A 26,174-nucleotide genomic window follows, 5' to 3' on the forward strand; every position below is an offset into this window, starting at 1 on the left:
CCCAGGGAAGGGTTTACGGCGTGTTAGCGTGAGTAAGACGGTTCTCTAAATTCCCCCCTGATATACAGCAGGAGCAGCATGAAACGACCTAAAAAGCTCGAAACAAGGTTAATTCTCTGGGTTACCGGCCTGTGCCTGCTGCAGTTGCTGGTATTTGGTAGCATAGTGTATGCGCTGCTGGCAGAGAACCTGCACCAGCAAACCGGTGAGCGGGCGTTAACACTGGCCAACGCCGTCGCCAGCCGGCCCGATGTGCAACGCGCCCTGCTGCAACAACGGGCAGATGCCAGCCTGCTGAATACCGTAGAACAGTTGCGCCAGCATACCGGCGCCGACTTTATTGTCATTGGCGATACTGCCCAGCTGCGGCTGGTGCACCCGGACAGCAGCAAAATTGGCCTGCCAATGGTCGGTGATGACAGCCTGCGTGCGCTCAGCGGTGAGCGTTATATCTCTGAAGCTATTGGCAGTTTAGGCTTATCTATCCGCGGCAAGGTGCCGGTGCTAAGCGATAGCGGCGCTATTATTGGTTTAGTGTCGGTAGGCTATTTAGAGCAATCAATTAAGCCCCTGCTATACAGCCACGGCTTGCAGTTACTGCTACTGGGCTTACTGCTGGTGGCATTAAGTATATTTAGTTCTATCTGGATCAGCCGCCGGGTGCGCCATGCTATTTTTGGCCTGCAGCCGGATGAAATCGGCCGTTTATTTGCCGAACAGGAAGCTATTTTAAACACCGTGCGCTCTGGCATTATTGCCGTAGACCCTGACGGCCGCATCCGTAAGCTGAACCAGCGCGCCTGCGAAATACTCGAGTTAGCGCCAGCGCGGCATAACGGCAAACTCAGCCTGGATGAAGTCCTGCCCGACCACAGTGCTTACTTGCTGGCTGATCAGCACTTGCCTATTCGCGGCTTCGAGCTATTTGCGGCCGGCAAACGCATTGTTATGGGCCGCTCGGTGTTACAGGTGCAGGGCCAGACCGACGGTGTGTTGCTAAGCATGCGCCCGGTGGATGAGCTGGAATACCTTAGCCAGCAACTGGCCAAATTACAGGAGTTCGCCGAGCTGCTGCGGGTGCAAACCCACGACTACGCCAATAAACTCAACACTCTGGGCGCGTTAATCCAGATGGGCGCTTACGATAAAGCCATAGAGTTGATTGGCCAGGAGTCACAGGGCTTTCAGGCGCAAATTCATAACCTGCTCGAGCATATCAGCGAGCCTTTGATTGCCGGGTTGTTACTGGGTAAACACCATAAAGCCCGGGAGATGAATATCCGTTTTGAAGTCAGCAGCGACAGCCAGCTGGCACTGATAGAACGCAAAGACATGCCGGAGCTGGTATCTATTTTGGGTAACCTGATCGACAACGCACTGGAAGCGGCGCAACATGCGGTACGTTTTCGCGCACCGGCGGTGCGGGTAACGCTGGATGATGTCGGTACTAACCTGATATTTGATGTGGAAGACAGCGGCTTTGGCCTGGCTGCCGATCTGGACACCATTTTCACACCGCAGTACAGTTCAAAAAACGACGCCCGGCACGGCATCGGTATGTATCTGGTAAAAACCCATCTTGACGCCTGCCACGGCACGCTGGAAGTGGGTAAGTCTGATCTTGGCGGCGCCAGGCTCAGTGTGTTTATCCCCAAACACGGCAGGCAAAACGCATGACTTACAGCGTTGTGATAGTGGAAGATGAAATAGAAGTGGCGCAATTACTGGCGCAGTACTTATTGTCGCCGGATAAAAGGCGCGCTAACGCACCGCGTTATCAGGTATTGGGTATTGCCAGCGATCTGGCCACGGCCCGCTCGGTGTTGTCGGCACTAAACCCGGCGCTGATCCTGCTGGATGTGTACCTGCCCGATGGCAGCGGCCTGACTTTATTGTCTGAACTGCGCGCCCGCGACACCAACAGCGAAATTATGCTGTTAACCGCCGCCAAAGAAGTACAGGTGCTGGAAAAAGCCATGCAACTCGGTGTTTGCGACTTTCTGGTCAAGCCCATTATGTTATCCCGGCTGGACCAGGCATTAAGCCGGTTCGAAGAAAAACAACAGCATCTGTCTGCCGCACAGGAAGTGACCCAATCAATGGTAGATGCGCTGTTTTTAAACCCCGCTGATAGCGGTAAAGACAATGCGAATGTGCGCCTGCCCAAAGGCGTTGATGGCCTGACACTGCAAAAAGTACGGCAGGTGTTCAATGCAACCCCCGAGCAAGCCTACACCGCCCAGCGTATCGGCGAGCAACTGGGCATCAGCCGCTCTACCGCGCGGCGTTATCTGGAATATTTGCTGGAAAGCACAGAGCTGATGGTCGACCAAAATTACGGCGCCATCGGCCGGCCCGAGCGTAGCTACCGCAAGTGCCGCTAGCTGGCGTAAATGTTAACCACTATCGCCAATAGCGATAACTTGACTTTTGTTAACAATATCACTATAAATGCGAACCATTCTCATTGTATTTTATATTGATAAGGTTGGTTATGTCTGCACTGCCCCGCTTTACCCCGTCACGCATCGCTTTGGCATTGTTATTCTCTAGCCCCCTACTGCAAGCAAACGACGATGCCATAGAGCATATTCAAGTCAGCGCCACGCGCAGTAATGCGCCGGTGAGCACAGTGCCGGCCACCATTACCGTGATCAGCCAGGAGCAAATTGCCAGCCAGCTGGCCTTTACCCAGGATATCTCAGCGATTTTAGGCAACCTGCTACCCGGTTTTTCACCCAGCAGACAGAAGCTGACTTCAGCCGGTGAAACGCTGCGTGGCCGCGAGCCACTGTATATGATTGACGGTGTGCCGCAGTCTAACCCACTGCGTAACGGCTCGCGCGATGGCAAAACCATTGATCCGGCGATGATAGAACGCATTGAAGTGATCCGCGGCGCTAATGCCATTCAGGGTATGGGCGCCAGCGGCGGCATTATTAATATTATTACCAAATCGGCCGGTGACAACCGCCATCAGCTCAGCGCCGGTTTCACTGCCCCCACGGCAGGCGGCAGCGATAGCCAAAGCTATAAAGCCAGTTACTTGCACAGTTACCAGCAACAAAATCTGGCGTTGGTGGCTGGTGCTGCCGTCAGCGATACCGGTATGTACCGCGATGGCAACGGCAAACTGATTGGCGTTGATGGCACCCAGGGTGACACCATGGACTCACGCAGTATCGACTTGTTTATCAAAGCCCGGCAGCAACTAAGCAGTGATCAAAGCCTGCAGCTAATGGTAAACCATTACAAGCTGCGCGGTAACGGCGATTATGTGCAGGTAGCGGGTAATGTGGCACAAGGCATTGCGGCCACTTCAGTACGCGGTGAAACTGAAGGTGAGGCGCCACAAAATGAGGTAACTACCGCTACGCTGGACTACCAGCATCAGGCCGTGTTGGGTGGCAGTTTAAGCTGGCAGCTGTTTTTACAGGACTTCGCTGCCTTGTATGGTGGCGGCACCTTCGACGCCTTTCAGGACCCGGCTTACGGCGCAAATTTGTATGATCAATCACAGAATAAATCCACCAAATACGGCAGCCGCTTAACCTGGTTTAAACCTAACCTGGCATTGAGCGGGCTGGACTTAAGCACCGGCGTTGATTGGCTACAGGATGAAACCTATCAGGAGCTGGCGCTGACCGGTCGCAATTGGGTGCCGGAAGCGGAGTTCAGCAATATCGCGCCTTTTGCCCAATTGCGTTACAGCGCAATACCCGACTGGACCTTCAGCTTGGGTGGCCGTTATGAATACGGCAAACTAAAAGTCGCTGATTTTACTACGCTGGCGTCATACAACAGTACCTTTGTTGAGGGCGGCGAACCGGACTTTAACGAGCTGCTAACCAATGCCGGTGTGGTATGGCAATTTCACCCTAATGTAAGGTTGTACGGCAGCTACAGCGAAGGCTTTAGCATGCCGGATGTCGGCCGCGTGCTGCGGGATATCAACACCCCGGGCTTGTCAGTAGACAGTTTTCTGACATTGCAGCCGGTGATTTCCGATAACCTGGAGCTGGGGGTGGAATTCAGCTTTGACAACTGGCAACTGCGTGCCAGCGCCTATCGCTCGGACTCTGATTTAGGCTCACGCTTAGAACCCGATGCCGACGGCATTTACAGCGTAATGCGGGAGAAAACCGAGATAGACGGTATTGAAGCCGAAGGTCAGTACTATTTCAGCAGCGACAGCCAGCTTGGCTTTAGTTATGCCCGCACTAATGGCCAGTTCGACAGTGATAACGACGGCAAGGTTGACACCGACCTGGGCGGCGTGAATATCGCACCGGAGCGGTTAAACCTGTACTGGCAACAACAGTGGCTGCCGGCACTGAGCAGCCGTTTGCAAGCTAATATTTTATTCAGCCATACGCTAAACACTGCTGAGCAGTTTAATGGTTATACCACGCTGGATTTAAGCAGCAGCTATGATACAACTTATGGCCGCTGGACCCTGGGGATAGAGAACCTGACCGACAAACAATACTTTACCTACTACGCGCAAAGTACGCCGGCACCGGCACGCTACTTTGCCGGTATTGGCCGCACACTGAATTTAAGCTGGAGCCACAGCTTTTAAATGGCCTTAACCGCGGCGCGGCTGCATCGCTACCTAAGCTGGGCGCTGGGCATCTGGCTGGTATTGCTGTGTGTTAGCGGCGCGGTTTTGTTGTATAAAAACCCGCTGTTACGCTGGCAATATCCACAGTTGCAGCAAATTCAGCCGGTAGCGGATATCAGCCATTGGGGGCCGCTGCTAAACCAGTTGCAGCAGGATGCGCAATTTCGTTATGTGAAATTCCCTGCCGCCGATGCGCTGTGGCTGGAAGCCGTTACGTTCGATAACCAACGGCACTACTACAATCAGCAGCACCAGCTATTGTTAACCCGCGAGGTACATAGCGACTGGCTGGATTGGCTGTACGATTTTCATCTGCATTTGCTCTCTGGTGAAAGTGGCCATACTGCGAACGGCGTTATCGGCTTGCTTAGCCTGCTGTTATTACTCAGCGGCCTGTGGCAATGGTGGCCACGCCGCTTTAGCCGGCGCGTGTTTAACCTGCCCCGCCCCGACACCAGCCTGCGTAGCTTACGCCAATACCATAGTGTGCTGGCGTTGCTGCTATTGCCACTGTTGCTGTTAACCAGTGCCACCGGCGCCATGATGGTATTTAGCCAGCAAACGCAAACTGTGCTACACACCTTAATACCGCCATCTGCCCCTGCACCACAGCCACTGCGCAGTATTACTGCTGTGCCGCTTATTGCTACTAACTGGACAGCCGCATTGCGAAACGCACAACGGCACTGGCCCACACAGGCACTACGGCTGGTTAGCTTGCGGCAAAAGGACAGCGACCCAATAAGCTTTCGTGCCAAAACCACAGACGAATGGCACCCGAATGGCCGTGGTGTACTGCAACTTAATCCGTTGGATAACAGCGTGTTGTTCGCGCTGCCGGCAGCTGAACTGGCATTGGCCGATCGACTGCGAAATAGTTTCTACCCGCTGCATCTTGCTGCGGTGGGCGGCAGCCTGTATCAGTTGGCATTGCTGCTAACCGGCGTGTTTAGCCTGGCGTTATTATTACTGGGGTTAATGTATAGCTGGCAGCGAATTAAGGCTCGTTCAGCTCGTTATGATGCTTACTAAATACCGGTATCGTCAGTTGCCATTTCATTGCGGCTAAGCGCAGCAATAACAGTGCAGCCATACCCGTTACCATAGCCGGCAATTGTGCTACACCCAATGCCAGTAAGCCGGTGTATACCACGCCGCCGAAAATGCAGGTTACTGCATAAAGCTCGCCACGAAACACCATCGGCACCTCCCGGCACAGCACATCGCGGATCATGCCACCACAGACACCGCTCATGGTACCCAGCAATATGGCTACCATAGTTGAAGTACCGTGATCCAGCGCCTTTTGTGTACCCATAATAACGAAGAATGCCAGCCCCAGCGCATCAAACAGTTGCAGGGTATTATGCGGAATGGTTAAACGGTTGCGCACCAGTAAAATAGTGGCCACTACAGCGATAAAAATGGCGTAAAAATAGCTGTTATTGTTAATCCAGATCACCGGAGTATCCAGAATCACATCGCGCAAGGTACCGCCACCAATAGCAGTCACACTGGCCAGCACAATCACGCCAAAGCCGTCCATCTGGTTGCGCCATGCTGCTAAAGTGCCGGAAATAGCAAACACCGCAATGCCCAGTAAATCAAACCAGTGAAAATAGCTTTCCATATCTGCCCCCGGGCTGTTTCAGCGGCCAAAGTAACAGGCTTTGGCAACAGCGTAAATAGCTGGCATAACGATAAAAAAGCCGCCAGCTTTACTGTTCGGCCAATGCTATTTGTGTTAACATTTTACCGTTTTTTTAACACACTTTTTAAAGGATTAGTATGAACAAGTCAGTGATAGCGTTGGTTGTGGTAGCTGTAGCCGCAGGTGGCGGGTTGTATTATGCCAATACGCTGGCGGAAGACGCCATTAAACAGCAGGTTGAACAGGCAAACCAAAGCTACCGCGACCTTGCCGACAACGGTGAAATGCCGCAATTCTCATTGGCGTATAAAGATGTGTCGGCCAACGTACTTACCTCAAGTTATAGCATCAGTGGCCTGGATGTCACCATGGCTGAACTGGGCCAGGTTGCCACTATCGAGCTTATTACTGCCAAAGGTGTTAAACCGCAAAGCCTGGCCGACAAAGCCAGTATGCAAATAACCGGTATTAAAGCCGCCCCTGCCGCACTGCAATTGCTGCCGCCGCAAATCAGCGCCTTTGTGCAAAGCCTGGCGCTGCACGGTGATTACAGCTACGAATATCAAACCGACGGCCAGCTGTTATTCAGCCAGCAAACCCGCATTAACGACGAGTTTAGCCTGAGCTATGACTTTACTCTGGCGCAAATGCAGCAATTCTGGCAATACGCTAAAGAGTTCAGCGCCATGTCACCAGAGCAACAACAAGCGCTTACCGTCAGCGAAGACTATGTACAGCAGGTAATGGGCAAACTGGCTACCGGCGCCTTAAGCAGTGGCAATATTACTATTGAAAACAAAGGTTTTATTGAACGCGCTGTCGCCATGGCGGCCGAACAAGGCCAGGCACCGGATCTGAAAACCATACAGGGCATGGCGCTGCTGAATATTTCGATGCTGGAACCACTGCCACAGCCAATGAAAGACAGCCTGACAACCTTTGTTAATAACCCGGAAAAGCTGAAGCTTACGTTTAACTTTGCCGAGCCACTGCAATTTGAAAAACTGGCGACCGGTGAACCCATGCCAGGCCTGGAAACACCAGAAGCCATTATTGAACACGCTAATCTGCAGCTGATTGCCAATTAATTTCGCACATTTGCACGAAGGCGCAAACACAACCCGGGCTTGAAAAAGTAATATTGATCGAGCCCGGTTATTTATTCTGCTTAGGGCAAAACTAATCTAGCCGTGAAAAACCAAACAACGGTGCCAATGGATGGCTGCGGCCTTCAATAGTGGCACGCAGTAAACCAGCCCCTACCATGCTGTAACTAATACCATTGCCACCATAAGCCATAGCAAACAATACCCTTGGGCCCCATTGTGGGTGTTCACCAAAAAATGGCAGGCCATCTTCGGTTTCGGCAAAGGTGCCGCCCCAGGAAAACGCCGGTCGTAATGTCAGTTCTGGCAGCAGCTTTTCTACTTTTTTAACCAGCCCTTTGGCTTTGCTTTCAACCCTTTTATCACGGCGCGCCGGTATGTCGGTATCGTCGTCATCGCCGCCCACCAGCAAGCGGTTATCACCAGTGGTACGCATATACAGATACGGTCGGGCCGATTCCCATGCCATGGTTGAGGCTAACCAACCCAGCTCTTCTGCCACCATAGGATCGGTTATAAATGCATAGCTGCTGCGATTTTTTGCCACCGACTGCTTCAGCCATTTTTGCGAAGCGTAACCTGCCGCCATTACCAGGTGTTTAGTGTGGATCTGATGCCCTTCAGCAGTGCGCAAAGTAACCTTGTTCGCAGTGGGTTTAATGCTGGCTATAACCGTACGGTCAAACACCCTGCCACCACGTTCTGCCAGGCGCAGCAATAACCGGGACGCCATCCGGTACGGATCAATACAACCGGCCAGCTTACTGAGAATAGCGCACGGCGCTTTAATACCAAATTGCTCTTTTACACCCGCTGCATCCAGCCACTGCATAGCAAACTGATGCTTTTTACGCAGCAGATATTCCTCACGTAATGCTGCTTTATCACTGCGTTTACTGGCGTAGTAAAGGCTGTGCTGCATGCTAAAGTCGACATCGCCCAGCTCATTCGCCAGCTTACCAATATCTGTAATTGCCGCCGCGCACGCCTTATAAGCCAGCACGGCCTGGGTTTCGCCGTACATTGTGGCTAAATCGACCATATGGGTATCAATTTCATACTGCAACAGCGCCGTACTTGCTGCTGAGCTGCCCCAGCCAATATCGCGCTGCTCTACCACTACGACTTCAAAACCATGCGTTGCCAGCTCGTCAGCGATCAGTGAGCCGGTGATACCACCGCCTACCACAACCACGTCGCAACTAATATCCGCCTGTAGTTGCGGAAAAGCACACATCAGGCCATTTTTGATGGCCCAGAAAGGGTAACCGCTTTTCAGATCCATCCGTCAGTCCTCGGGTAACTCTGCTGACTAAGCACAGTACGCCGATTAGCCTGGCAAGGCTATTGCAGTTTCAGTAACAACACCTGTTTCACCCGGGCTTGCAGCTTTGGCAGCAGCTGCTCGGCAAACCAGGGGTTGCGTTTCAACCAGATGTTATTGCGTGGGCTGGGGTGTGGCAGCGGTATGATGTCTGGCCAGTAATCCTGCCAGGACGCCACGGTGTCGGTTACCGAGGATTTGGCTGTCGGTAAGTGATAAGCCTGCGCATACTGGCCTATCACTACAGTCAGCTGCAACTGTTTTAGCGGCTTTAACAATGTCTGACGCCAGGCGGGAGCGCATTCTGGCCGCGGCGGTAAGTCGCCACTTTTGCCGGTACCGGGGAAACAAAAACCCATCGGCAAAATTGCCACCAGTTGCGGGTTATAAAATTGCTCAGCCGTTAAACCAAGCCACTGCCGCAAACGCTCGCCACTGGCATCAGCAAATGGCACGCCAGCATCATGCGCCTTTCGCCCCGGCGCCTGGCCGGCAATTAAAATCCGTGCCGCCGGGTGCCACTGCAAAATGGGCTTCGGCCCCAGCGGTAAATGCGCTGCGCACAAAGTGCAACCGCGCACATCATTCAGTAACGTTGCGGCTGGCTGTTTAGCTGTCATCCGGTTGCATCCCGTCAGAGCTCCGTCAGTTTAAGTGCTGGCATTTGCGGGGCTGCGGCGGCAGCAAAAACCAGCTGACCAGTACCAGACAGGCAAAAACGCTGTACAGCAGCATAAATAGCCAATCCGGCGCGGTGTAATACAACAGTTGGTGCAACCAGTGCTGAATAAAAGAGCCGCTATAGGTTGCCGCACCGGCCTGATCGCGCAGTGCCATTTCCCAAATGGTTAACGGGCAAATTAATCCAAGCCATGACTGCAGCGCGACTATGCCAATAGCGATTAAATGCAAAATACGAAAAGTACGGTTTTTAACCCAACGCCAATGCAGACCATAGCCACAATAAATAGCCACCAGGCCAAATACCACGAATAACACAAATAAGAAATGCACAACTAAAAGTGTGTCAGCCAGCAAAATGTACCATGATGCCTGCGACATGCCGGGCATTAACTGATCTGCTCAGCCGCCGCATAAATCCAGCACTCGGTGCCGGACTTTAGCACCGCTTTTACCCGCACATAAGCATCGACTTCGTAGTCGTCTGCTTGCGCCAGTTCAGCATCGGTCAGCTCAAATACGGTGCCAGGTACCTCATCGGCATTATTACCGCTAAGGCGCAAAATCGGGTGCAATGCCTTGCCGCTTTCGCGCAGTACCCGCTCGTCGGTTATTTCCACCTCGCCGATAATATAAGCCTGCAGAATATCTTTACTGCCGGTCAGCTCGCGGCCAAAGTTGGCCAGCTGGACGTTTTTTTGCTGCAGGGTGCCGTAAGAGAATAGTTTGGCCATAGTTAACCTTGCTCAGTGTTGAGTGTTGAGTGCGATAAGTTTACTGCCGCAGTAGGCTAAGGTACAGCGTCTTTCAGGCTGCAAATCGGCGTCTAGCGCCCACGCTAAACAAAGGCGATCCAGCGGCCAGCAGTGACAATGGCAAGCCATAAAGTAAGGGAGATTAAGGCGGTGAGTTTCAGCAGTAACGTGGCTGGCTGCCCTGCCAGAATGGCGCGCCAGCACGGCAGGCAATGCACCACCGTTACATTGATTAACGCCAGACTAATCAGTGACAATTTCAGCAGAAAGGCGCTGTTACCCAGATAGTGCGCAGACTGCACGCTAAATAACAGCACACCGGTTAGTATTGCCAGCATAAAGCCACCTGCAGCAACCCGGCTTAATAACGGTGCCAGTTCGCTAAGGGTGCCCCGCTTAATGATGTTTAAAATGCGTAAGTCGAGCGTGACGATACTGCCCACCAGCAAACCCAGACCCAGAATATGTGCTGAGGCTACCAGCGGATAGCCGATATCCGACTGGCGCAGTGCCGACGCTAACGCTGTATCTCCCAAACTCAGCAACAACACCGTCAGCATTACAGCTTAATCCTCCCGCAGCAGTTCCGGGTAAAAGGTATATTGCTTGTTATTAATAGTTGCCCGTACGGCTTTGATAATATGCTCATCTTTATTGGCAGAGCGGTGGCCACGTATCAGCACCTTGTCGCCTGTTTTGGCTTCGCCTTCAACAAAACCGGCAGCTTTGGTTTGCCGGGGGTTACCTAAATCCACCTGCCAGGGACCGGCATCGGTTTCAATCATCAGCCGTGGGTGAGGCGGCCCGATAAAAACCTCGGTGATAGTGCCGGTCATTTCTGTTTGCTTGTCTTCGGTCCAGGCCCAGCCATGGTGCGCTGCCACTTCGGGTAACCAAAGCAGTATCGCCGCCAGAGCGCTGATAACCGTAATTTTCGTGTTTTTGCTACGCATATATTTTACCCCGCCGCTAAATTAAACCGACCTTAAGTATACAAAGCTGACAGGGTATTGCCATGTTAAGTAAATAAACCTTCGAGCTGTTCTTTCTGTTCAGGGCTAAGGCCATTTATTGATTTCAATGCATCTTCAAGTGCTGCTTTAGCATCATCCGTTAATTTAAAATGTAAGTAGGCTTTGATTAAGGCAGTATGCGCGTTTAAAGATTGAGGATAGGTTTTCCGATTCCACTTGAGCAGTGCCAACGCATCATCCTGCCGGTTTAAGTATTGTAACCATTGGCCATATCCAGCGGCTCTGTCTTCAGGAATCACCATTTGCGTATTCAGTAGCTTCGAACGATTCTCAAAATTAGTCTGCAAATCGGCTAAGGTTTGCGGCGATTCAGGGATGGCCCAACCTGAGAATAAGTGTTTTAAACCATAGTACTGCCCTTGCAACACTGTTGTGTTATGAGTTTCGTTGCTAAAAGTCTGGCTCGCCACGGCCAGATTTTCGCTGGTATAGCGTTGTGTCAATTCAACAAATTTCTGAAAGGGTTCTGTCATTGTCGACTCTTCATTGGCAATAGAAACATATAGACGCCCTTGTAGCTGCCGGCGCTTCATCGCCACCTCTGCTAACTCAAGCATTTGATTTTTATTCCAATATAAAGATGGACTGATCGCTATAACGCCATTGAACAACCCCGGTCGCTTTACCAGTGCATTAATAGCAAACTGACCACCATGTGAGGTGCCGGACAGCGCTTGATAATCCAGGGTACGGTATCGCTGTTTAACTAAAGGGATAACTTCCTGCTCAATAAAGGCTAAAAACCGGTCTGCATTGCCTAATTGCTGTGTGTTTTGCTTATCTGCACTGGTAACAGTCAGATCTCTGACACGAGTCTGTGGCGGGTTCACAATACCCACAACTATCATTTTTGGCGTTTGATCAAATTTTGCCAGGTAATCTAAAGTACCGGCCGTATGAGGCCCTTGTATGTCGCCATCGGTGATATATAAAACCGGAAAACGTTCCTTGTTATTTTGGTAACCCGCCGGCAGATACACCACCAGGTTACGCTGTTCTGCCAGCACCGTGCTATCAATCACCAGCTCTTGTACTTCAGGGTGACTCCCTGCAGCCCAACTACTGCAGTGGCCCGCAAAAATAAGCAGCATTAAAGCAAAAATTGTTTTTTTCATTATTATTCCGTTTAATTTTAAAAAACTGAAAATGTCACCCGCGATTAGAATGTGAAACGATTTTGGCGCTAATGCCTGAGTTAATCCGAGCCGCGGAGTGGCTTCGGCTTGAATAAACTGTTAGGACTCGCTTGCAGGCCGGTGACCATAACTGAGCACGCGGGTAAGTTCCCATTTGCCATTTTGCTCACGCCAGATCATGGTGAAGTCAGCCTGGCCTTCGCACGCGCCACTCGAAAACTGGCAGAAGCGGTGCGAGCCCTGTGCAATGGCGCCAAAGCCCTTGATTGGATAGACCTTCAGGGATCCGGCCACGAGCTCGCGACTAAACTTGCCGCAGACATTCTTGCGAGTGCCCGCGATCATGTCCTCGCGAGTCCACGTGACCCCGCCGTTGTCATGGTAGAACTCAACGTCTACCGCAAAGTAACTGGCGTATTTATCCAATTGCCCTGACTCGGCGCAGTGGTTGAATGCATCGAAAACCACCGTATCCAGTGCGGCTACTGTGTTGTAAAGGCTTTTCTGCTCGGGTGCAGTCTCGGCATTGACGCCAAAGATGATGGCGGTTGTGGCAAAGGCAGCAACCAGGGCAACGTTCGTAGTTCTCATAAAATCAAAGACTCCTGAAATTGGGTTGCGAGCTCAACGCCCAAATTTAGCGCGAAAAGTCGCGCAGCGGATTGACGTCGCAGTCAGCGCTTTCTGCTGACGATAAAATTTGATTGTTAGGCAACGAGAACGTCTTATTTGGAATCATTATTTTAGTAACCACGGACTAAATAAAAGAATAAGCATACCGCCCCCACTAAAAGCATCCATAAGATAGCTGGGCCATAGTTACCTTTTTGCGCTTCCGACGCCAGATAGGCATTGAATTCTTTTTTACTCTGACGTCGCCCGTATGCCGAACCAGTATTATGTTGCCCTAGCGGTGTTGAGCCAGTACTAACATATTCTTTCGCTGCGGCTAGAGAAGGTAGTGGCCCCAAATCAGCTTTTCCTTCTGCAGTGACAACATACCAACTAGAGCCCTCTTTGATGATGAAACGACCATCACTTACAGCATATTGGCCGGCTTGAATTCTTGTAACGGAAACCATCGGCTGCTCCTTTTGCCTAAGGCCCGCCACAAACACGAGCAACTTGTTGCGAGTCGAGCCGCGAAGCGGCTTTTTTAATGGCGCTTGTAAGAGCCGCCCTACAGATACTTGTTATAAACCTCAATTAAGCTATTCGACATTTTGTGCTTTTGATCCAAAATGTAGGCTATCGCCAGTAGATTACCGTCCAATCTCATTTCACTTTCAAGACTTTCTAGTTTGACATAGTCATTAACGGTCTTATCCTCTACAAGAGAATATACTCGTACTGGTAACTTGTTGTTTCTAATCAATGAAGCAATAGAATCATCAGGTGCAAAATTAATTTCCGTCACATCATGCTCAGGTGGTGTGACACATAAAAGTGAGCCATTCGGCAGTTTTACGACCGCATGGGCATTTAGCTTAAAAACAATCTTGCCTAACTGCGAGAACACCCAACCCAGTTGAATTTCTCCCTGATTCGATTCCAAGTATCGCATTACGTTGTTATAGCAATGCAACTTTTTACCATCACTAATTGCTAATATTCCAACTTTTTCCACAGATTCAATATCAATAGATTTTAGAAAGCCGAATGGAAGCTCACTTGGAATATGATATTTCAACATCGGTCCTCTAAAATTTTATTCTTGAACATGCTTGCCTCATCAATTCCCGTATTGGAAACAAAAATTGATAATCCATTGGAAAACAACTACAAAGCTTCAACGTCTATTTTCGCGGTCTGGAAAAACAAGCGTGCACTATATTTCGGTGGCTGTGCGTGATATTTCTAAAGCCCCCTGCCTTAAATTCCTAATTTATAGCAGCTAGCTGGCACAGGCAACAATATAAAAAAACACCTTAGGGCAGATATGCCGCTGAGGTGTTTTTGTTAACTGTTAGCCCGTTGGATCGTAGCTGGGTTGTTAAGGGCGGGTTCTGTGTCTTGCCTGGTTAATTGGCAAAAGCACTACCTAGCCCTATCGCGTTTGGTGTTGAATACAATATAAAAGACTCGTTTAGTCGCTAGCCGCTACCATAATCAGCTTCACATTCACAAACTCACGCAGGCCAAAGCCGCCGTGCTCGCGGCCGTAGCCGCTGTCTTTTACGCCACCAAAAGGCAGATTAGGTTGTGCCAGTGCGTAGCCGTTAATATTTACCATACCGGTATCAAAATGCTTTTTTGCCAGTTCAACAGCACGGCCAACATTGGCAGAAAATATCCCGCCACCTAAGCCATAACGGGAGTCGTTAGCTATCTGCATGGCTTGCACGTCATCTTTTGCCCGAATAAGTGCTGCTACCGGGCCAAACAATTCGTCATCGTAGGCTGGCATTTGCGGGCTGACATTTTCTAAAATAGACGGTGGATAGAAAAACCCTGTTTGCTCAGGAATTTCGCAACCGCAAACTACCGTCGCGCCGGCTTCGATAGATTCGGTCACTTGCTGGTGCAGCTTGTCGCGTAAGTCACCTCTTGCCAGCGGCCCAACATCGGTGTCTTCAGCGTTAGGATCGCCCATTTTCAGGCTGCTAATTGCCGCTGAAAATGCGCTTTTAAAGGCGGTATAATTTTTTTCGGTCACAATAAAGCGTTTTGCCGCCACGCACGTTTGGCCATTATTAACAATGCGGCCTTTCACGCAGGTCTTTACCGCTAACTCAATATCGGCATCGTCCAGGATAAGATAAGCATCGTTGCTGCCCAGCTCCAGTACAGTTTTTTTCGCCAGTTTCGCTGCGGCTCCGGCTACCGCCTTCCCTACTTCGTCGCTACCGGTAAAGCTAACGCCTTGCACTTTAGGGTGGCTGATTAAGCTGGAGGCGGTATCGCCGTCAATTAATAACGACTGGTAGCAGTGCGTTGGAAAACCGGCTTCAATAAACATGGCCTCAATTTTTTCTGCCATACCAAACACGTTGGAAGCATGCTTTAATACGGTGGTGTTACCCGCCACCAGGTTAGCAATGCTATAGCGGATCACCTGATATAAGGGGAAATTCCACGGCTGAATGCCTAAAATTACGCCAATTGGCTGGTAGCTGATAATTGCCCTGCCGTTATCCATATCCCGCTCTTCATCGGCTAATACTTTACTGGCCTGCTGAGCGGTGTAACGACAAATTTCGGCGCAAAGCTGCACTTCGTCTAAGCCTTGGGCGCGCACTTTACCCATTTCATCTGTCATTAGTTGCGCCAGTTGCTGCTGATGGCTTTCCAGTACCTGCGCCAGTTTCAGCGCGTATTCGGCACGTTCCCCGATACTGGTAAGCTTCCAGGTTTGGAAGCGTTTATCGGCATTGTCTACCGCCTGCTGCGCGGCCTCTTTATCCAGTAACTGATATTCTTTAATCGGTTGTTCGGTGTATGGGTTAATAGTAGTAACGGTGCTAGTCATGGTTTACCCCTTTAACTTATGCAAATAGGGGTAAAGGACGCAAAGGCAGTGCCAAGTCTGAAGTTACGCTACAGATTCATTTAACAATATGATTATATTAATTTTTAATTAAAGATGATCATGGTTGGAGTCAGCTCGCCAGCAATGCCGTGTGAAAATTTTGCAGAACACCGGCACCTTATTTACAGTGCCGGTGTTCTGTAGCCAGCGTCTTACCCCAGCCAGGGTTGGCTGGCTTTTCGGCTTTGCTCGTAATCGGCAATTTGCGAGTTTAGCTGCTCGCTTGAGCCGATAAAATCCAGCCCGGATAACAGCCGCTGTTTAATATCGGCGTCGATATTAAAGCCCATAGCGGCATTGTTACCGAACATAATCTCCTGGCTGGCTAAGTCAATTTGCCACTGCTGCGGGCCTTGCTGGCAGCGGTTAAACAGTAAGTCGATATTGGTTTTGCTTAGCTGAATTAACAACATGGCGTTATTAACACTGTTATTAAAGAAAATATCGGCAAAGCTTTCAGCAATGATCACGGTAAAACCGTACTGTTTAATCGCCCAGGGCGCGTGTTCGCGGCTGGAGCCACAGCCAAAGTTAGCGCGGGTCAGCAATATACTGGCACCTTTATACTCCGGCCGGTTAACCACAAAGTCCGGGTTTGGGCTGCCATCGGCTAAGTAACGCCAGTCAAAAAACATCGCCTCGGCAAAACCATCGCGGCTCACGCTGGTTAAAAACTGCTTCGGGATAATCTGGTCGGTATCAACGTTGTTTTTATCCAGCGGGCATACCAGGCCCTGTGCAAATATCTTACTCATGCCCGATCTCCTTTTTCATTGGCAACAGCGGCAATATTAACAAACTTACCGGCAATAGCAGCCGCAGCGGCCATGGCCGGGCTAACCAAATGGGTGCGCGCGCCGCGGCCCTGGCGGCCTTCAAAGTTACGGTTTGACGTAGAAGCGCAGCGCTGGCCGGCTTCCACTCTGTCGTCATTCATACCCAGGCACATACTGCAGCCCGGTTCCCGCCATTCAAAACCAGCGTCTTTAAAAATACTGGCTAGGCCCTCTGCCTCAGCCTGGCGTTTTACCACGCCTGAGCCCGGCACCACTAAGGCGCGCACGCCGGCAGCGACTTTTTTACCCTGCACCACACTGGCGGCAGCGCGTAAGTCTTCTATCCGGCTGTTGGTGCAACTACCGATAAACACCACATCTACTTTACAGTCGGTCAGCTTTTGCCCGGGCTCAAGCCCCATATAGGCCAGAGCACGCTCGGCAGCGTCGCGTTTGGTAGCATCAGTAAAACTATCTGGTGAGGGTACGCTTTGATCCACTGCCATTACCTGCTCAGGGTTAGTGCCCCAGGTAATTTGCGGTGTAATAGCGGCGGCATCAATCTCCACCACAGTGTCAAACACGGCATCGGCGTCAGAATACAAGCTTTGCCAATAGGCTACTGCGCCGTCCCAATGCTCTGCTTTGGGCGCATGCGCCTTGCCTTTTATGTAATCGAAGGTGATTTGATCCGGGGCAATCAGCCCGGCCTTGGCGCCCATTTCAATGCTCATATTGCACAACGTCATGCGCCCTTCCATGCTCATAGCACGGATAGCCCTGCCGCTAAATTCAGCGACATAACCATTACCACCGGCAGTACCCAGCTTGCCTATTACCGCCATGATCACGTCTTTTGGCGTAACATGGCCGCTTAACTCGCCATTAATCTCCACTTTTAACGTTTTTGCCTGCTGCTGCGGCAGGGTTTGCGTGGCCAGTACGTGCTCGACCTCTGAAGTACCAATACCAAAAGCCAGCGCACCAAAGGCACCGTGGGTAGAAGTGTGTGAATCACCACAAACGATAATCATGCCGGGCTGGGTTAAGCCCTGCTCCGGGCCAATCACATGCACTATGCCCTGATCCGGGTGGGTTAAATCCAGCAGTGGAATGCGGTTTTCGTCACAGTTGGCCGCTAAGGCTTCCAACTGTTTGCGTGAGGTTTCACCGGCAGCGTCGATACTGCGGCGCTGGGTAGAAACGTTATGGTCCATAGTGGCAAAGGTTAAATCCGGCCGGCGCACGCTGCGGTTGGCCAGCTTTAAGCCGGAGAATGCCTGAGGGGAGGTGACCTCGTGAATTAAATGCCGGTCGACATATAACAAGTCGGTGCTGGGGTTTAACTTACCCACTACGTGGCTGGCGTAGATTTTTTGATAAAGCGTTTTAGCCATCAGTTATGCTCCTGGCGCAAAGTGGCAACAATGGCAGCGCCAACCGCAGCCGTGCCGTAAGTGGATTTCGGATTAATATCGCGCGTTACTATGTGCTGCGCCAGGCAGTACTGCACCGCCTGCTCAATAGCACGGGCGGCGTCTTCTTCGCCAAAGCTGTAGCGCAACATTAAAGCGGCACTTAAAATTTGCGCTATCGGGTTAGCAATGCCCTTACCAGCGATATCCGGCGCGCTGCCACCGGCAGGCTCGTATAAGCCAAAACCGTTGCCGTTTAAACTGGCCGAAGGCAACAGGCCTAAGCTACCGGCAATAGCAGCAATTTCATCAGATAAAATATCGCCAAACAGGTTGTCACACAGCAGCACATCAAACTGCTGCGGGCTGCGAATCAGCTGCATGGCGGCATTATCGATATACATATGCTCCAGGGTTACGCCCGGATAGTCTTTCGCTACCCGTTCAACTGTTTCGCGCCATAAAATACTGGTTTGCAGCACATTGGCTTTATCAATCGAGGTGACTTTATTACTGCGCTTTTGCGCGGCTTCAAAGGCCACTTTGGCAATACGCTCAATCTCGCGCACGCTGTAGCGCTGAGTATCAAAAGCATCGGTATCGCTGCGGCCTTTTTCGCCAAAATAAATACCGCCGGTCAGCTCGCGTACGCACAGTACATCCATGCCTAAACTGCTGACGCGCGGATGCAGCGGCGATAAGTCGGCAAAGGCCGGGTAAATTTGGCCGGGGCGCAAATTACAAAATAAATCAAAGGTTTTGCGAAGTGGCAATAAGGAGCCGCGTTCAGGCTGTTTATCCGGCGCTAAGCCGGTCCATTTTGGCCCGCCGACCGAGCCAAATAAAATGGCGTCGCTTTGTTTGCACAGCTCCAGCGTAGCAGCCGGTAATGGCTCGCCGCTGGCGTCTATCGCCGCGCCGCCGACTAACGCCGGCGTTAGCGTAATACCAAACTGGAATTTATCTGCCACCACCTGCAGTACTTTTTCCGCCTCAGCCATTACTTCCGGGCCTATGCCGTCACCGGCTAATACCGCGATTTTATAATGCTTGTTGCTCTGTGTACTCATTACTATTCCCCTGCGGCAATCTTGTTGGTGTTCTGACGGGCGTGTTTATGCGCATCGATAGTCTGGGCGCGCTGGATCATATTCAGCACATGCACATAGGCCAGCACTGAGCTGCGCACTATGTCGGTAGCCAAACCGGCACCATGAAAACGACGACCCTCGTGCTCGGCAATAATATCGACTTGGCCCAGCGCATCTTCGCCGCTGCCTTTGGCCTGTAAGTTAAAATCGACCATCTTAATATTCAGTTTGCTGATACGGGCAATAGCACTGAATGCCGCCTCGACCGGGCCATTGCCGGTAGCCGCTTCAGTAAAGACTTTATCGCCACAACGCAAGCCCACAGTGGCGCTGGCCACATGGCCGGTATGGGTAGACGAGCTTAAAAACTCCAGCGCGTAGTAATCGTTTTGCTCCTGCATGTTTTCAAAAAACACCAGCGCTTCTAAGTCATAATCAAATACGCGGCCTTTTTGGTCGGCCAGCGCAACAAAGCTTTTGTATACCGCTTCTAAGTCATAATCACCGTTGGTGTAGCCTAATTCGGCTAAACGATGCGAAATAACATGCCGGCCCGAGCGCGAGGTTAAATTCAGCTCGTTCTGGCGAATACCGACTTGCTCCGGTGCCATAATCTCGTAGGTATTTTGTGCCTTTAACACACCGTCCTGGTGAATGCCCGAGCTGTGAGCAAAAGCGTTTTCGCCAACAATTGCCTTGTTCGGCTGGATCGGCATATTACAGATTTGGCTGACTAAGTGGCTACTGCGGTAAATCTCGGTAGTTTTAATATCAGTGTACAACGGCGCTAATACGTCTTTGCGGGTATTGATAATCATCGCCACCTCTTCCAGCGAACAGTTACCGGCACGCTCGCCAATACCGTTTACCGTACACTCAATTTGCCGTGCACCGGCCTGAATAGCGCTGATGCTATTGGCTACCGCCAGGCCTAAATCATTATGGCAATGCACGCTTAAGCGGGCTTTGTCGATATTTGGCACCTTATTGCGCAAGGCACTGATAATGGAGGCAAACTCATTCGGGATGGTGTAACCGACGGTATCCGGAATATTAATGGTGGTGGCACCGGCGGCGATAGCTCGCTCGACTATCCAGCATAAATCGTCAATCGGAGTGCGACCGGCGTCTTCACAGGAGAACTCGATATCGTCGGTATAGCGGCTGGCCAGTTTAATACACGCTACGGCTTGCTCACTGGCCTGAGCCAGGGTTTTGCGCAATTTGTACTGTAAATGCAGTGGTGAGGTGGCGATAAAGGTATGAATACGGCGGCGTTCTGCATCTTTTAACGCTTCTCCACAGGCTTCAATATCGGCACTAACAGCGCGGGCCAGGCCGCAAATAACCGGGCCTTTTACTTCGCGTGCTATGCGCTGCACTGAGTCAAAATCGCCGGGGCTGGATACCGGAAAGCCCACTTCCATTACATCAACATTCAGCCTGGCAATGGCATGCGCCAGTTGAATTTTTTGCTTCTGGCTTAAGCTGGCACGCAGTGCCTGTTCGCCGTCGCGCAAGGTGGTGTCAAAGATCCAAATTTTATTATCGCCGCTCATCTTGTGTTTCCTGTTCCGTTATCTCGGTTTAGGTTGCAACCTGTGGCGGGGTTTAAAATGCAAAAAACCCCGGCCAGTGGCACGGGGTTTTAGCTTTATCGGTTCGTTACGTTTTTACCAATAAGCAGCACCCCGCGCGCCGGTGAGGAGCACGAGGAGGCTAATTGTAGAAACGCGACGGTTAAAATTCATTAATTGCTCTGTTGGTTACATTGATTAGCAAAACGCCAATAGTAATAGCATGGTTATTTTTTAACTGCAACAGTATAGATGGCTAAACGGCAAAAAACTTTATCGGTGGTGAAAAGCACTTGCATATTACTGCCAGGTTACATAAGATGCGCGCCGTCTTACCAAGCGCTTTGCCGCAAACGACTCTGCCCGGGTGGTGAAATCGGTAGACACAAGGGATTTAAAATCCCTCGCTCGAAAGGGCGTGCCGGTTCAAGTCCGGCCCCGGGCACCATTTACTCTTCTGTTTCCATTGTGCTTTTCCCGAAACACTCAATTTAGGCCACAATAGCTCATAATCTTTATGTGCTGCCGCTTTTGGATTTTAGCTCCTATAGAAAGGATTTTAACGCCTTTGCCAAAGCTGCAGCTTGCTGAATTTGCAATATAACTTCATCAAAGGTATTGCGGGCGAGATCAATATGAGGGGCCTGTGCTGCCACGGTTACTGATTTACCAGATCTTTTTACAGTCAGTTGCATGCCACTGACTTCATCAAATCTAGTAGCAATCTCATCAAAACGCTCATGCTGGCCATGATAAATAATTTTTACTTTCTGCCCTCGTATTTGATGGACGATAACAACAGATTAATACTGTTATCAGGTAATGGCTGCGCACTATAACCCAACCATTAGCAAAATAATTAGCGTTGTTAGCCTAACTGATCAGTTGTAGGCAGTCAGCAGATTTACACCAGCTACAACATGGCCAACGCATGGTAATCTGACCATAGGTTTGATTAAATGCTATGCTGCATGCTGAGATGAATGCTGTTTACCCTGCTTTTGTATTGGCGATATGATAAATATGACTTTTCGCAAGCAACTCTTTGTTTTTGTTCAGTTAGCACTGCTGGCATTATTGCTAACTTTTTACACTCCAAGCCAGGCAGCTGCAGCAGATTTCTGCGCACTTGAGCGTGTTGAGCACAATACCAATCACGATGCAATTGTGTTGGTAGAGGCAGAAAAATCGGACATCAGGCTTAATCGTGGCACCAATCAATTTAAGCTTAGTTGTAACCTGAGCAGAGGCGGAGTGTTTTCATTTCAACGCCATGGTTTAAACAGCTATAGCTGGCAGCAGGCAGGTATAGCAAAGCCGCCACTGCCATCGAGTGATGTCACGTTTATAATTGACCAGGGCGACTCCTCTGCTCTGATTGCGCTAAACTCTAAATTTGAATACAACCCGCGATTTCAATGGCAAACAACGATGGATTTTATGCTTTCAAGCCAGAAGCATAACCTTATCATCGGCTTGTTTTATGGGTTGAGCTTTACGCTTATGCTGTATGTCTTTATCTTAAATCTGGAGGTCAAAGATAAAGCACTAACACTATACAGCGTATATATTTTTTGTATCAGCGGCTTTATCTTACTACAAGAAGGCCAGTTGTACCTGTATTTACCAAGCAACTTACTGCCACAAATACATACCGCGTATTTAATGAGTATTGGCCTGACTGTTGTTAGCGCCACGTGGTTTATGTGCGAAATATTGAAAATTAATACCGACTTCCCCCGCACCAGCCAGTTATTTAAACTTACTTCATTGCTGGTGCTGCTGGCGTGCATGTGCAGACTAGTTGTCAATGAAAACCCATGGTTAGCCGTCTGCTCCATTATGATGGGATATGGCACTTTAATATTGGTTGCTGCAATATTTTTCACGGCGCTTTTGCAAGTATTCCGGCGGGTAAATGAAGCCAGTTTAGTGTTTAGCGCGTTGAGTATTGTGTTGTTTAGTATGGTGTTTAGGATAGTGCTATTAGACAGCATTCCTTTTGTTCAACGTTATGGCTTCATTATCGCCTTTGCAGTAGAAAGCTTTATGCTGGCCATTGCCGTTTCACGCCGTATAGGTCGCATTGCGGTAGCAAAAGAGCGGGCCGAGAACGACGCTAACATGGATATATTATGTAATATTCTGAACCGACGGGGTTTTACCTTAAAAGCGCAGCAGCTACTTAGTATGCAACGCCAATCAGATACGTTACTGGCCGTGTTTTATGTTGACATGGACAAATTCAAGCAGCTTAACGACACCTATGGCCATAACGCTGGTGATGCGGCACTGAAAACCGTTGCCAGTTATCTTAGTAAAAAAATGCGCATGACAGATGCCGTGGCTCGCATTGGTGGCGATGAATTTGTCACGCTGGCGAGTTTTAAAAACCAGGCAGAAATTACGGCGAAATTAGCCGAGCTGCAAAACCACTTTCAGCAATTTACTATTGAGCTGAACGGCAAAAGCATTTCAGCGTCAGCCAGCATAGGTTATGCAGTATTCAGTACACCTCCGGATACACTCGATACCGTTTTAGCCGCTGGTGATGCCGCAATGTATCAGGCGAAATTGCAACGTAAAAGCCTAGCATCAGCTGAAGTTAATACTTTAGGGTAGCGAACTGACGAACAACTCCCCTAATACTCTGAACACCAAGGATCAGATCCAATTGCTACATACTACAACCTAGCAGTTAGTTAATTCACTCAGGCAAAACAGTTATCACCTGCCAATTGGCTTCGCTTTTTACTAAATACACTGTGCGATCTGACAGACAAAAACGGATGGCGCGGCCATTACTTGTAACGTTCATCTTGCTGTCAAACGGAGTTATTGCCACTAGAGTGCCGTCAAACAGGGCATCGGTAATATCGTAATCGGTATAGCTGCCATCTGGCTGATACTTACTAATAAACTGCTGTAAGTCAGCAAAGCTGCGGTCACTGTCTATCTTGGTAGCAATAATACTGTCGATGTCATCAGCACAATCAGAATAGACAACCGAAGCACCACCAAACATCGCCTCGTTGCTACCGCAAACAGACGCCGGATTGGGTGCAGTAAATTTGCTCTGTTTTACATCAAAAGCTGCTACTGACATGCTGAAAACCAGCAAGGCCAATGGTAAAAACCTCTTCATAAACTCCCCGTTTTTTTCAGCCTGGAAATCTTGACGGCTAAATCCTATTTTTACCATTGGTGTCAAACAAGCAGCATCAACTCAAACAACAGCTTTTGCAGATTCTGTCGACTATCCATCAGTAACAATAATTCGATACGCTGCTTTTGTTCATCGAGCCGGTAAAACAACAGATTATGCTGATCTACCTGCCACTGCCGGTAATCTGCAATACCCAGCGCCAGCAAACGTTCGCTGATAGGTGCCAAGGTGGGATGCGTTGCCAGATCCTGCTTAATGCGCTGTTTAATATTCATTAGCGTATTTTGCGTCAGAGTGGCGGAGTATTTTTCGGTTAAAAATGCAGCAAGCCGCTGCTGTGATAGTTTAAACAGCGGCGACGCAACAACGGTATAAGTGCTACTCAAATGCCTGATCCAGACTTAGCTCCGCCACTTGCAATGATTTTTCAGACAGCTTCAGCATTTTTAGCAATGCTAACGTGTCTTGCTGAAACTGATAATCCTGATAAGACTGCACCACAAAGGCCGGTTTGCCATTTTTAGTGATCAGTAGCTCTTCGCGCAGTTCCAGCGTGTTGGCGTGCTCTTTTAAGTAGGTAATTGTTTCAGTTTGCATAACCGACCTTAAAAAGGTTTTATTCAGACTGATTTAGCCTAGCAGATAATTGACCACTGCACCAACCTAAGTCAGTTAAACACGCGATTGCTGTTTATCAGGCTTACTGCAACGCTGACGGCTGGAGTGGCTGATGTTGAATTTCAGCCAACAAAAAAGGCTAGCGCAGTAGCGTAGCCTTTTTAGTGTTTAACCTAAACGCACAACAAAGGTGCTGTTTCAGGTTATGCAATGCAACTTTACATTACAGAGATTTGTGACGCTTGCGGACCTTTTTGACCGGCGCTAACAGTAAATTGTACGCGTTGGCCTTCCTGAAGCGTTTTAAAACCAGTGCTTGCGATTTCGCTGAAATGAGCAAAAACGTCCGGGCCTGAGGCCTGTTCAATGAAACCAAAACCTTTAGCTTCGTTAAACCATTTTACTGTGCCAGTAGTTGTATTAGACATAATATGTACCTGTATTAAATATATTAAATGTGCCTGATGTCAGGCGAGAGTGCTACAAGAGATGTTTTAACTTATGAATACAGGAGGAGGTACTAAATGGCAGTAACATTCGAGACTTCGCATAAATATTTAACAAACTGATAAAGCGTTGCCAGTGTATAGGCTTTCAAGTCAGTGTCAAATTTTATTCCTAAAAGTTATAAAAATAGAAAATTTTATCCCAAAATAGAGAGCCTACTCTGCCTCGGCACGCAGTTTAACGGCCGCCCGATTAACAACATCGAGCCTGCATTGCGATACGGTATCAGCCCCAGCTTGCTGTGCCGTCAGGATTTGCTGTTGGCTATCCAGCAGGTTATTGTCCTGCGGCTGCAGTTTCAACGCACTATTGATCAGCTTCGTCGCTTTGCTATAGCAGCCAAGCTCACTTAACAGCACGGCATAATTGTTCAGATACGATACTTCTTGCTGTGCATTCGCCAGGCCTTTAGCAAACCAGGCCGCAGCAACTAACGGCTCTGCAGAGAAATAATGATTACCCAGTAAAAAATACGGTAGCCAGTAATCCGGCCACTGCCGGGTGGCGCTTTTAAGCGCAGCAAGGCCGGCACCAGGCTGGCCGGTGTTAAGTAAATCCTGGCTGGCTCTGGTGTATAAAAACGGCTCTAACTGCGTACTGGTTTTATCCGGCGGCAACATGGCTAACAACCAATAATTACCGCGCTGCCAGGTGCGCTCAAAGGTGGCGAAGTTAAGCCGGTGCGCTTGTGTTACACCGGTATGCAGAACCACCTCGGCTGCGTCAAGGTCGTAGCCAATTACTACGGCATAGTGCCACTGCGGCAACCAAGCAATGGAGTTGTTTTGCAGCACGATCACCGGAATGTCTTCTTCTACCAGGCTGAGTAACTGCGCCATAGTGGCACGCGGCTGTGCATAAGCCACCAGACCCAGTTGCCGGGTTGCGGCTGCCATCTCAATTTGTAAGGTGCCATCCAGACCGGGGATAAAGGTGGCTGGCGCAATATCGTCAGGGCTTTTACTCAGACCATAAAAACCCGCTACTTCAGCTAAGGTTGTCGGGCCACAGAAAAACTGTTGCTGCGGATAAAACGGTACCTGGGCAATAACATGCTGGCGGGCAATATCAGGCGGCGCAGCTAATAATTGTTTAGTTTGCGGTGGGGTCTGACAGGCCGTTAGTACAACTAACAGACCAGCAAACAGGCTGGCCTGCAACACTGAGCGGATAAAAAACATTTA

At 49.9% G+C, this 26,174-nt stretch carries 28 protein-coding genes and 1 tRNA gene; 7 read left to right on the forward strand and 22 right to left on the reverse strand.

Annotation, left to right across the window (positions count from 1 at the left end; all coding sequences use genetic code 11):
* Positions 1-78 precede the first annotated feature (78 nt).
* The 4 genes from AR688_RS15985 (at position 79) to AR688_RS16000 (ending at position 5,656) form a co-directional block, all read left to right on the forward strand.
* Entirely contained in the window at positions 79-1,677 is a 1,599-nt protein-coding gene (locus AR688_RS15985; protein WP_068236259.1) for a sensor histidine kinase, read from the forward strand.
* Positions 1,674-2,384: a response regulator gene (locus AR688_RS15990; RefSeq protein WP_068236262.1), complete on the forward strand. Its 711-nt coding sequence runs from the start codon at positions 1,674-1,676 to the stop codon at positions 2,382-2,384. The genes AR688_RS15985 and AR688_RS15990 overlap by 4 nt, the downstream gene beginning before the upstream one ends.
* A 110-nt stretch (positions 2,385-2,494) precedes the next feature.
* Positions 2,495-4,582: a TonB-dependent receptor gene (locus AR688_RS20680; protein WP_068236264.1), complete on the forward strand. Its 2,088-nt coding sequence runs from the start codon at positions 2,495-2,497 to the stop codon at positions 4,580-4,582.
* The gene (locus tag AR688_RS16000) at positions 4,583-5,656 is read left to right on the forward strand and encodes a PepSY-associated TM helix domain-containing protein (RefSeq protein ID WP_068236267.1); all 1,074 of its coding nucleotides are present in this window, start codon (positions 4,583-4,585) and stop codon (positions 5,654-5,656) included.
* Here AR688_RS16000 and AR688_RS16005 read toward each other — a convergent pair.
* Positions 5,622-6,254 (reverse strand): trimeric intracellular cation channel family protein, encoded by a 633-nt coding sequence (locus AR688_RS16005; protein WP_068236269.1) that lies wholly within the window; start codon positions 6,252-6,254, stop codon positions 5,622-5,624. The two genes, AR688_RS16000 and AR688_RS16005, sit on opposite strands and share 35 nt — an antisense overlap.
* Before the next feature lie 158 nt (positions 6,255-6,412).
* On the opposite strand from AR688_RS16005, the gene AR688_RS16015 reads away from it, so the two are divergent.
* A complete protein-coding gene (locus AR688_RS16015) occupies positions 6,413-7,363 on the forward strand; it encodes a hypothetical protein (RefSeq protein WP_068236275.1) in 951 nt (316 codons plus the stop codon).
* 91 nt (positions 7,364-7,454) lie between these two features.
* Here AR688_RS16015 and AR688_RS16020 read toward each other — a convergent pair whose 3' ends face one another.
* From AR688_RS16020 to leuA, 15 genes are all read right to left on the reverse strand, one after another.
* The gene (locus AR688_RS16020) at positions 7,455-8,666 is read right to left on the reverse strand and encodes an NAD(P)/FAD-dependent oxidoreductase (RefSeq protein ID WP_068236278.1); all 1,212 of its coding nucleotides are present in this window, start codon (positions 8,664-8,666) and stop codon (positions 7,455-7,457) included.
* A 59-nt stretch (positions 8,667-8,725) separates the two neighbouring features.
* Complete coding sequence (locus tag AR688_RS16025; protein WP_068236280.1) at positions 8,726-9,325, reverse strand: uracil-DNA glycosylase family protein; 600 nt, start codon at positions 9,323-9,325, stop codon at positions 8,726-8,728.
* A gap of 25 nt (positions 9,326-9,350) precedes the next feature.
* On the reverse strand, positions 9,351-9,776 hold the full coding sequence (locus AR688_RS16030) for a DUF2784 domain-containing protein (RefSeq protein ID WP_231732116.1): 426 nt from the start codon (positions 9,774-9,776) through the stop codon (positions 9,351-9,353).
* Positions 9,776-10,120, reverse strand: coding sequence for a gamma-glutamylcyclotransferase family protein (locus AR688_RS16035; RefSeq protein WP_068236283.1), 345 nt, complete (start codon positions 10,118-10,120; stop codon positions 9,776-9,778). The genes AR688_RS16030 and AR688_RS16035 overlap by 1 nt, the downstream gene beginning before the upstream one ends.
* Positions 10,121-10,224: 104 nt before the next feature.
* Positions 10,225-10,701 (reverse strand): DUF6644 family protein, encoded by a 477-nt coding sequence (locus tag AR688_RS16040; RefSeq protein WP_068236286.1) that lies wholly within the window; start codon positions 10,699-10,701, stop codon positions 10,225-10,227.
* Between the two features lie 6 nt (positions 10,702-10,707).
* Positions 10,708-11,094 carry a DUF6152 family protein gene (locus AR688_RS16045; RefSeq protein ID WP_068236289.1) on the reverse strand — a complete coding sequence of 129 codons (387 nt, stop codon included), beginning with the start codon at positions 11,092-11,094 and terminating at the stop codon, positions 10,708-10,710.
* A gap of 65 nt (positions 11,095-11,159) precedes the next feature.
* Positions 11,160-12,290, reverse strand: a complete 1,131-nt coding sequence (locus AR688_RS16050; protein WP_068236292.1) for an alpha/beta hydrolase — start codon at positions 12,288-12,290, stop codon at positions 11,160-11,162.
* A 120-nt stretch (positions 12,291-12,410) separates the two neighbouring features.
* On the reverse strand, positions 12,411-12,902 hold the full coding sequence (locus tag AR688_RS16055; RefSeq protein WP_068236295.1) for a nuclear transport factor 2 family protein: 492 nt from the start codon (positions 12,900-12,902) through the stop codon (positions 12,411-12,413).
* A gap of 152 nt (positions 12,903-13,054) precedes the next feature.
* Positions 13,055-13,393: a hypothetical protein gene (locus tag AR688_RS16060; protein WP_068236298.1), complete on the reverse strand. Its 339-nt coding sequence runs from the start codon at positions 13,391-13,393 to the stop codon at positions 13,055-13,057.
* 98 nt (positions 13,394-13,491) lie between these two features.
* Entirely contained in the window at positions 13,492-14,004 is a 513-nt protein-coding gene (locus tag AR688_RS16065; protein WP_068236301.1) for a hypothetical protein, read from the reverse strand.
* A 393-nt stretch (positions 14,005-14,397) separates the two neighbouring features.
* Entirely contained in the window at positions 14,398-15,780 is a 1,383-nt protein-coding gene (locus tag AR688_RS16070; protein WP_068236304.1) for an NAD-dependent succinate-semialdehyde dehydrogenase, read from the reverse strand.
* Between the two features lie 212 nt (positions 15,781-15,992).
* Positions 15,993-16,595, reverse strand: a complete 603-nt coding sequence (gene leuD / locus AR688_RS16075) for a 3-isopropylmalate dehydratase small subunit (RefSeq protein WP_068236307.1) — start codon at positions 16,593-16,595, stop codon at positions 15,993-15,995.
* Positions 16,592-18,016 carry a 3-isopropylmalate dehydratase large subunit gene (leuC, locus tag AR688_RS16080; protein ID WP_197412277.1) on the reverse strand — a complete coding sequence of 475 codons (1,425 nt, stop codon included), beginning with the start codon at positions 18,014-18,016 and terminating at the stop codon, positions 16,592-16,594. Before leuC ends, leuD begins: the two co-directional genes overlap by 4 nt.
* On the reverse strand, positions 18,013-19,101 hold the full coding sequence (gene leuB, locus AR688_RS16085; RefSeq protein WP_068236314.1) for a 3-isopropylmalate dehydrogenase: 1,089 nt from the start codon (positions 19,099-19,101) through the stop codon (positions 18,013-18,015). The genes leuC and leuB overlap by 4 nt, the downstream gene beginning before the upstream one ends.
* A gap of 2 nt (positions 19,102-19,103) precedes the next feature.
* Complete coding sequence (leuA, locus tag AR688_RS16090) at positions 19,104-20,681, reverse strand: 2-isopropylmalate synthase (RefSeq protein ID WP_068236317.1); 1,578 nt, start codon at positions 20,679-20,681, stop codon at positions 19,104-19,106.
* Between the two features lie 379 nt (positions 20,682-21,060).
* On the opposite strand from leuA, the gene AR688_RS16095 reads away from it, so the two are divergent.
* Positions 21,061-21,147, forward strand: a tRNA-Leu gene (locus AR688_RS16095).
* 97 nt (positions 21,148-21,244) lie between these two features.
* Here the strand turns inward: AR688_RS16095 and AR688_RS20250 are convergent.
* A complete protein-coding gene (locus AR688_RS20250) occupies positions 21,245-21,394 on the reverse strand; it encodes a hypothetical protein (RefSeq protein WP_156420332.1) in 150 nt (49 codons plus the stop codon).
* A gap of 328 nt (positions 21,395-21,722) precedes the next feature.
* On the opposite strand from AR688_RS20250, the gene AR688_RS16100 reads away from it, so the two are divergent.
* Positions 21,723-23,321: a sensor domain-containing diguanylate cyclase gene (locus tag AR688_RS16100; RefSeq protein ID WP_197412260.1), complete on the forward strand. Its 1,599-nt coding sequence runs from the start codon at positions 21,723-21,725 to the stop codon at positions 23,319-23,321.
* Positions 23,322-23,406: 85 nt separating this feature from the next.
* On the opposite strand, the gene AR688_RS16105 is transcribed toward AR688_RS16100, so the two are convergent.
* The 5 genes from AR688_RS16105 to AR688_RS16125 form a co-directional block, all read right to left on the reverse strand.
* Positions 23,407-23,844: a hypothetical protein gene (locus AR688_RS16105; RefSeq protein ID WP_156420333.1), complete on the reverse strand. Its 438-nt coding sequence runs from the start codon at positions 23,842-23,844 to the stop codon at positions 23,407-23,409.
* Between the two features lie 62 nt (positions 23,845-23,906).
* Positions 23,907-24,251, reverse strand: coding sequence for a hypothetical protein (locus AR688_RS16110; protein ID WP_068236326.1), 345 nt, complete (start codon positions 24,249-24,251; stop codon positions 23,907-23,909).
* A complete protein-coding gene (locus AR688_RS16115; protein WP_068236328.1) occupies positions 24,244-24,462 on the reverse strand; it encodes a type II toxin-antitoxin system Phd/YefM family antitoxin in 219 nt (72 codons plus the stop codon). Before AR688_RS16115 ends, AR688_RS16110 begins: the two co-directional genes overlap by 8 nt.
* A 239-nt stretch (positions 24,463-24,701) precedes the next feature.
* Complete coding sequence (locus AR688_RS16120; RefSeq protein ID WP_068236331.1) at positions 24,702-24,911, reverse strand: cold-shock protein; 210 nt, start codon at positions 24,909-24,911, stop codon at positions 24,702-24,704.
* 234 nt (positions 24,912-25,145) lie between these two features.
* On the reverse strand, positions 25,146-26,171 hold the full coding sequence (locus tag AR688_RS16125) for a PA2778 family cysteine peptidase (protein ID WP_068236334.1): 1,026 nt from the start codon (positions 26,169-26,171) through the stop codon (positions 25,146-25,148).
* Positions 26,172-26,174 lie beyond the last annotated feature (3 nt).

This window comes from Rheinheimera sp. EpRS3 (genome assembly GCF_001513785.1).
Taxonomy (GTDB): Bacteria; Pseudomonadota; Gammaproteobacteria; order Enterobacterales; family Alteromonadaceae; genus Alishewanella.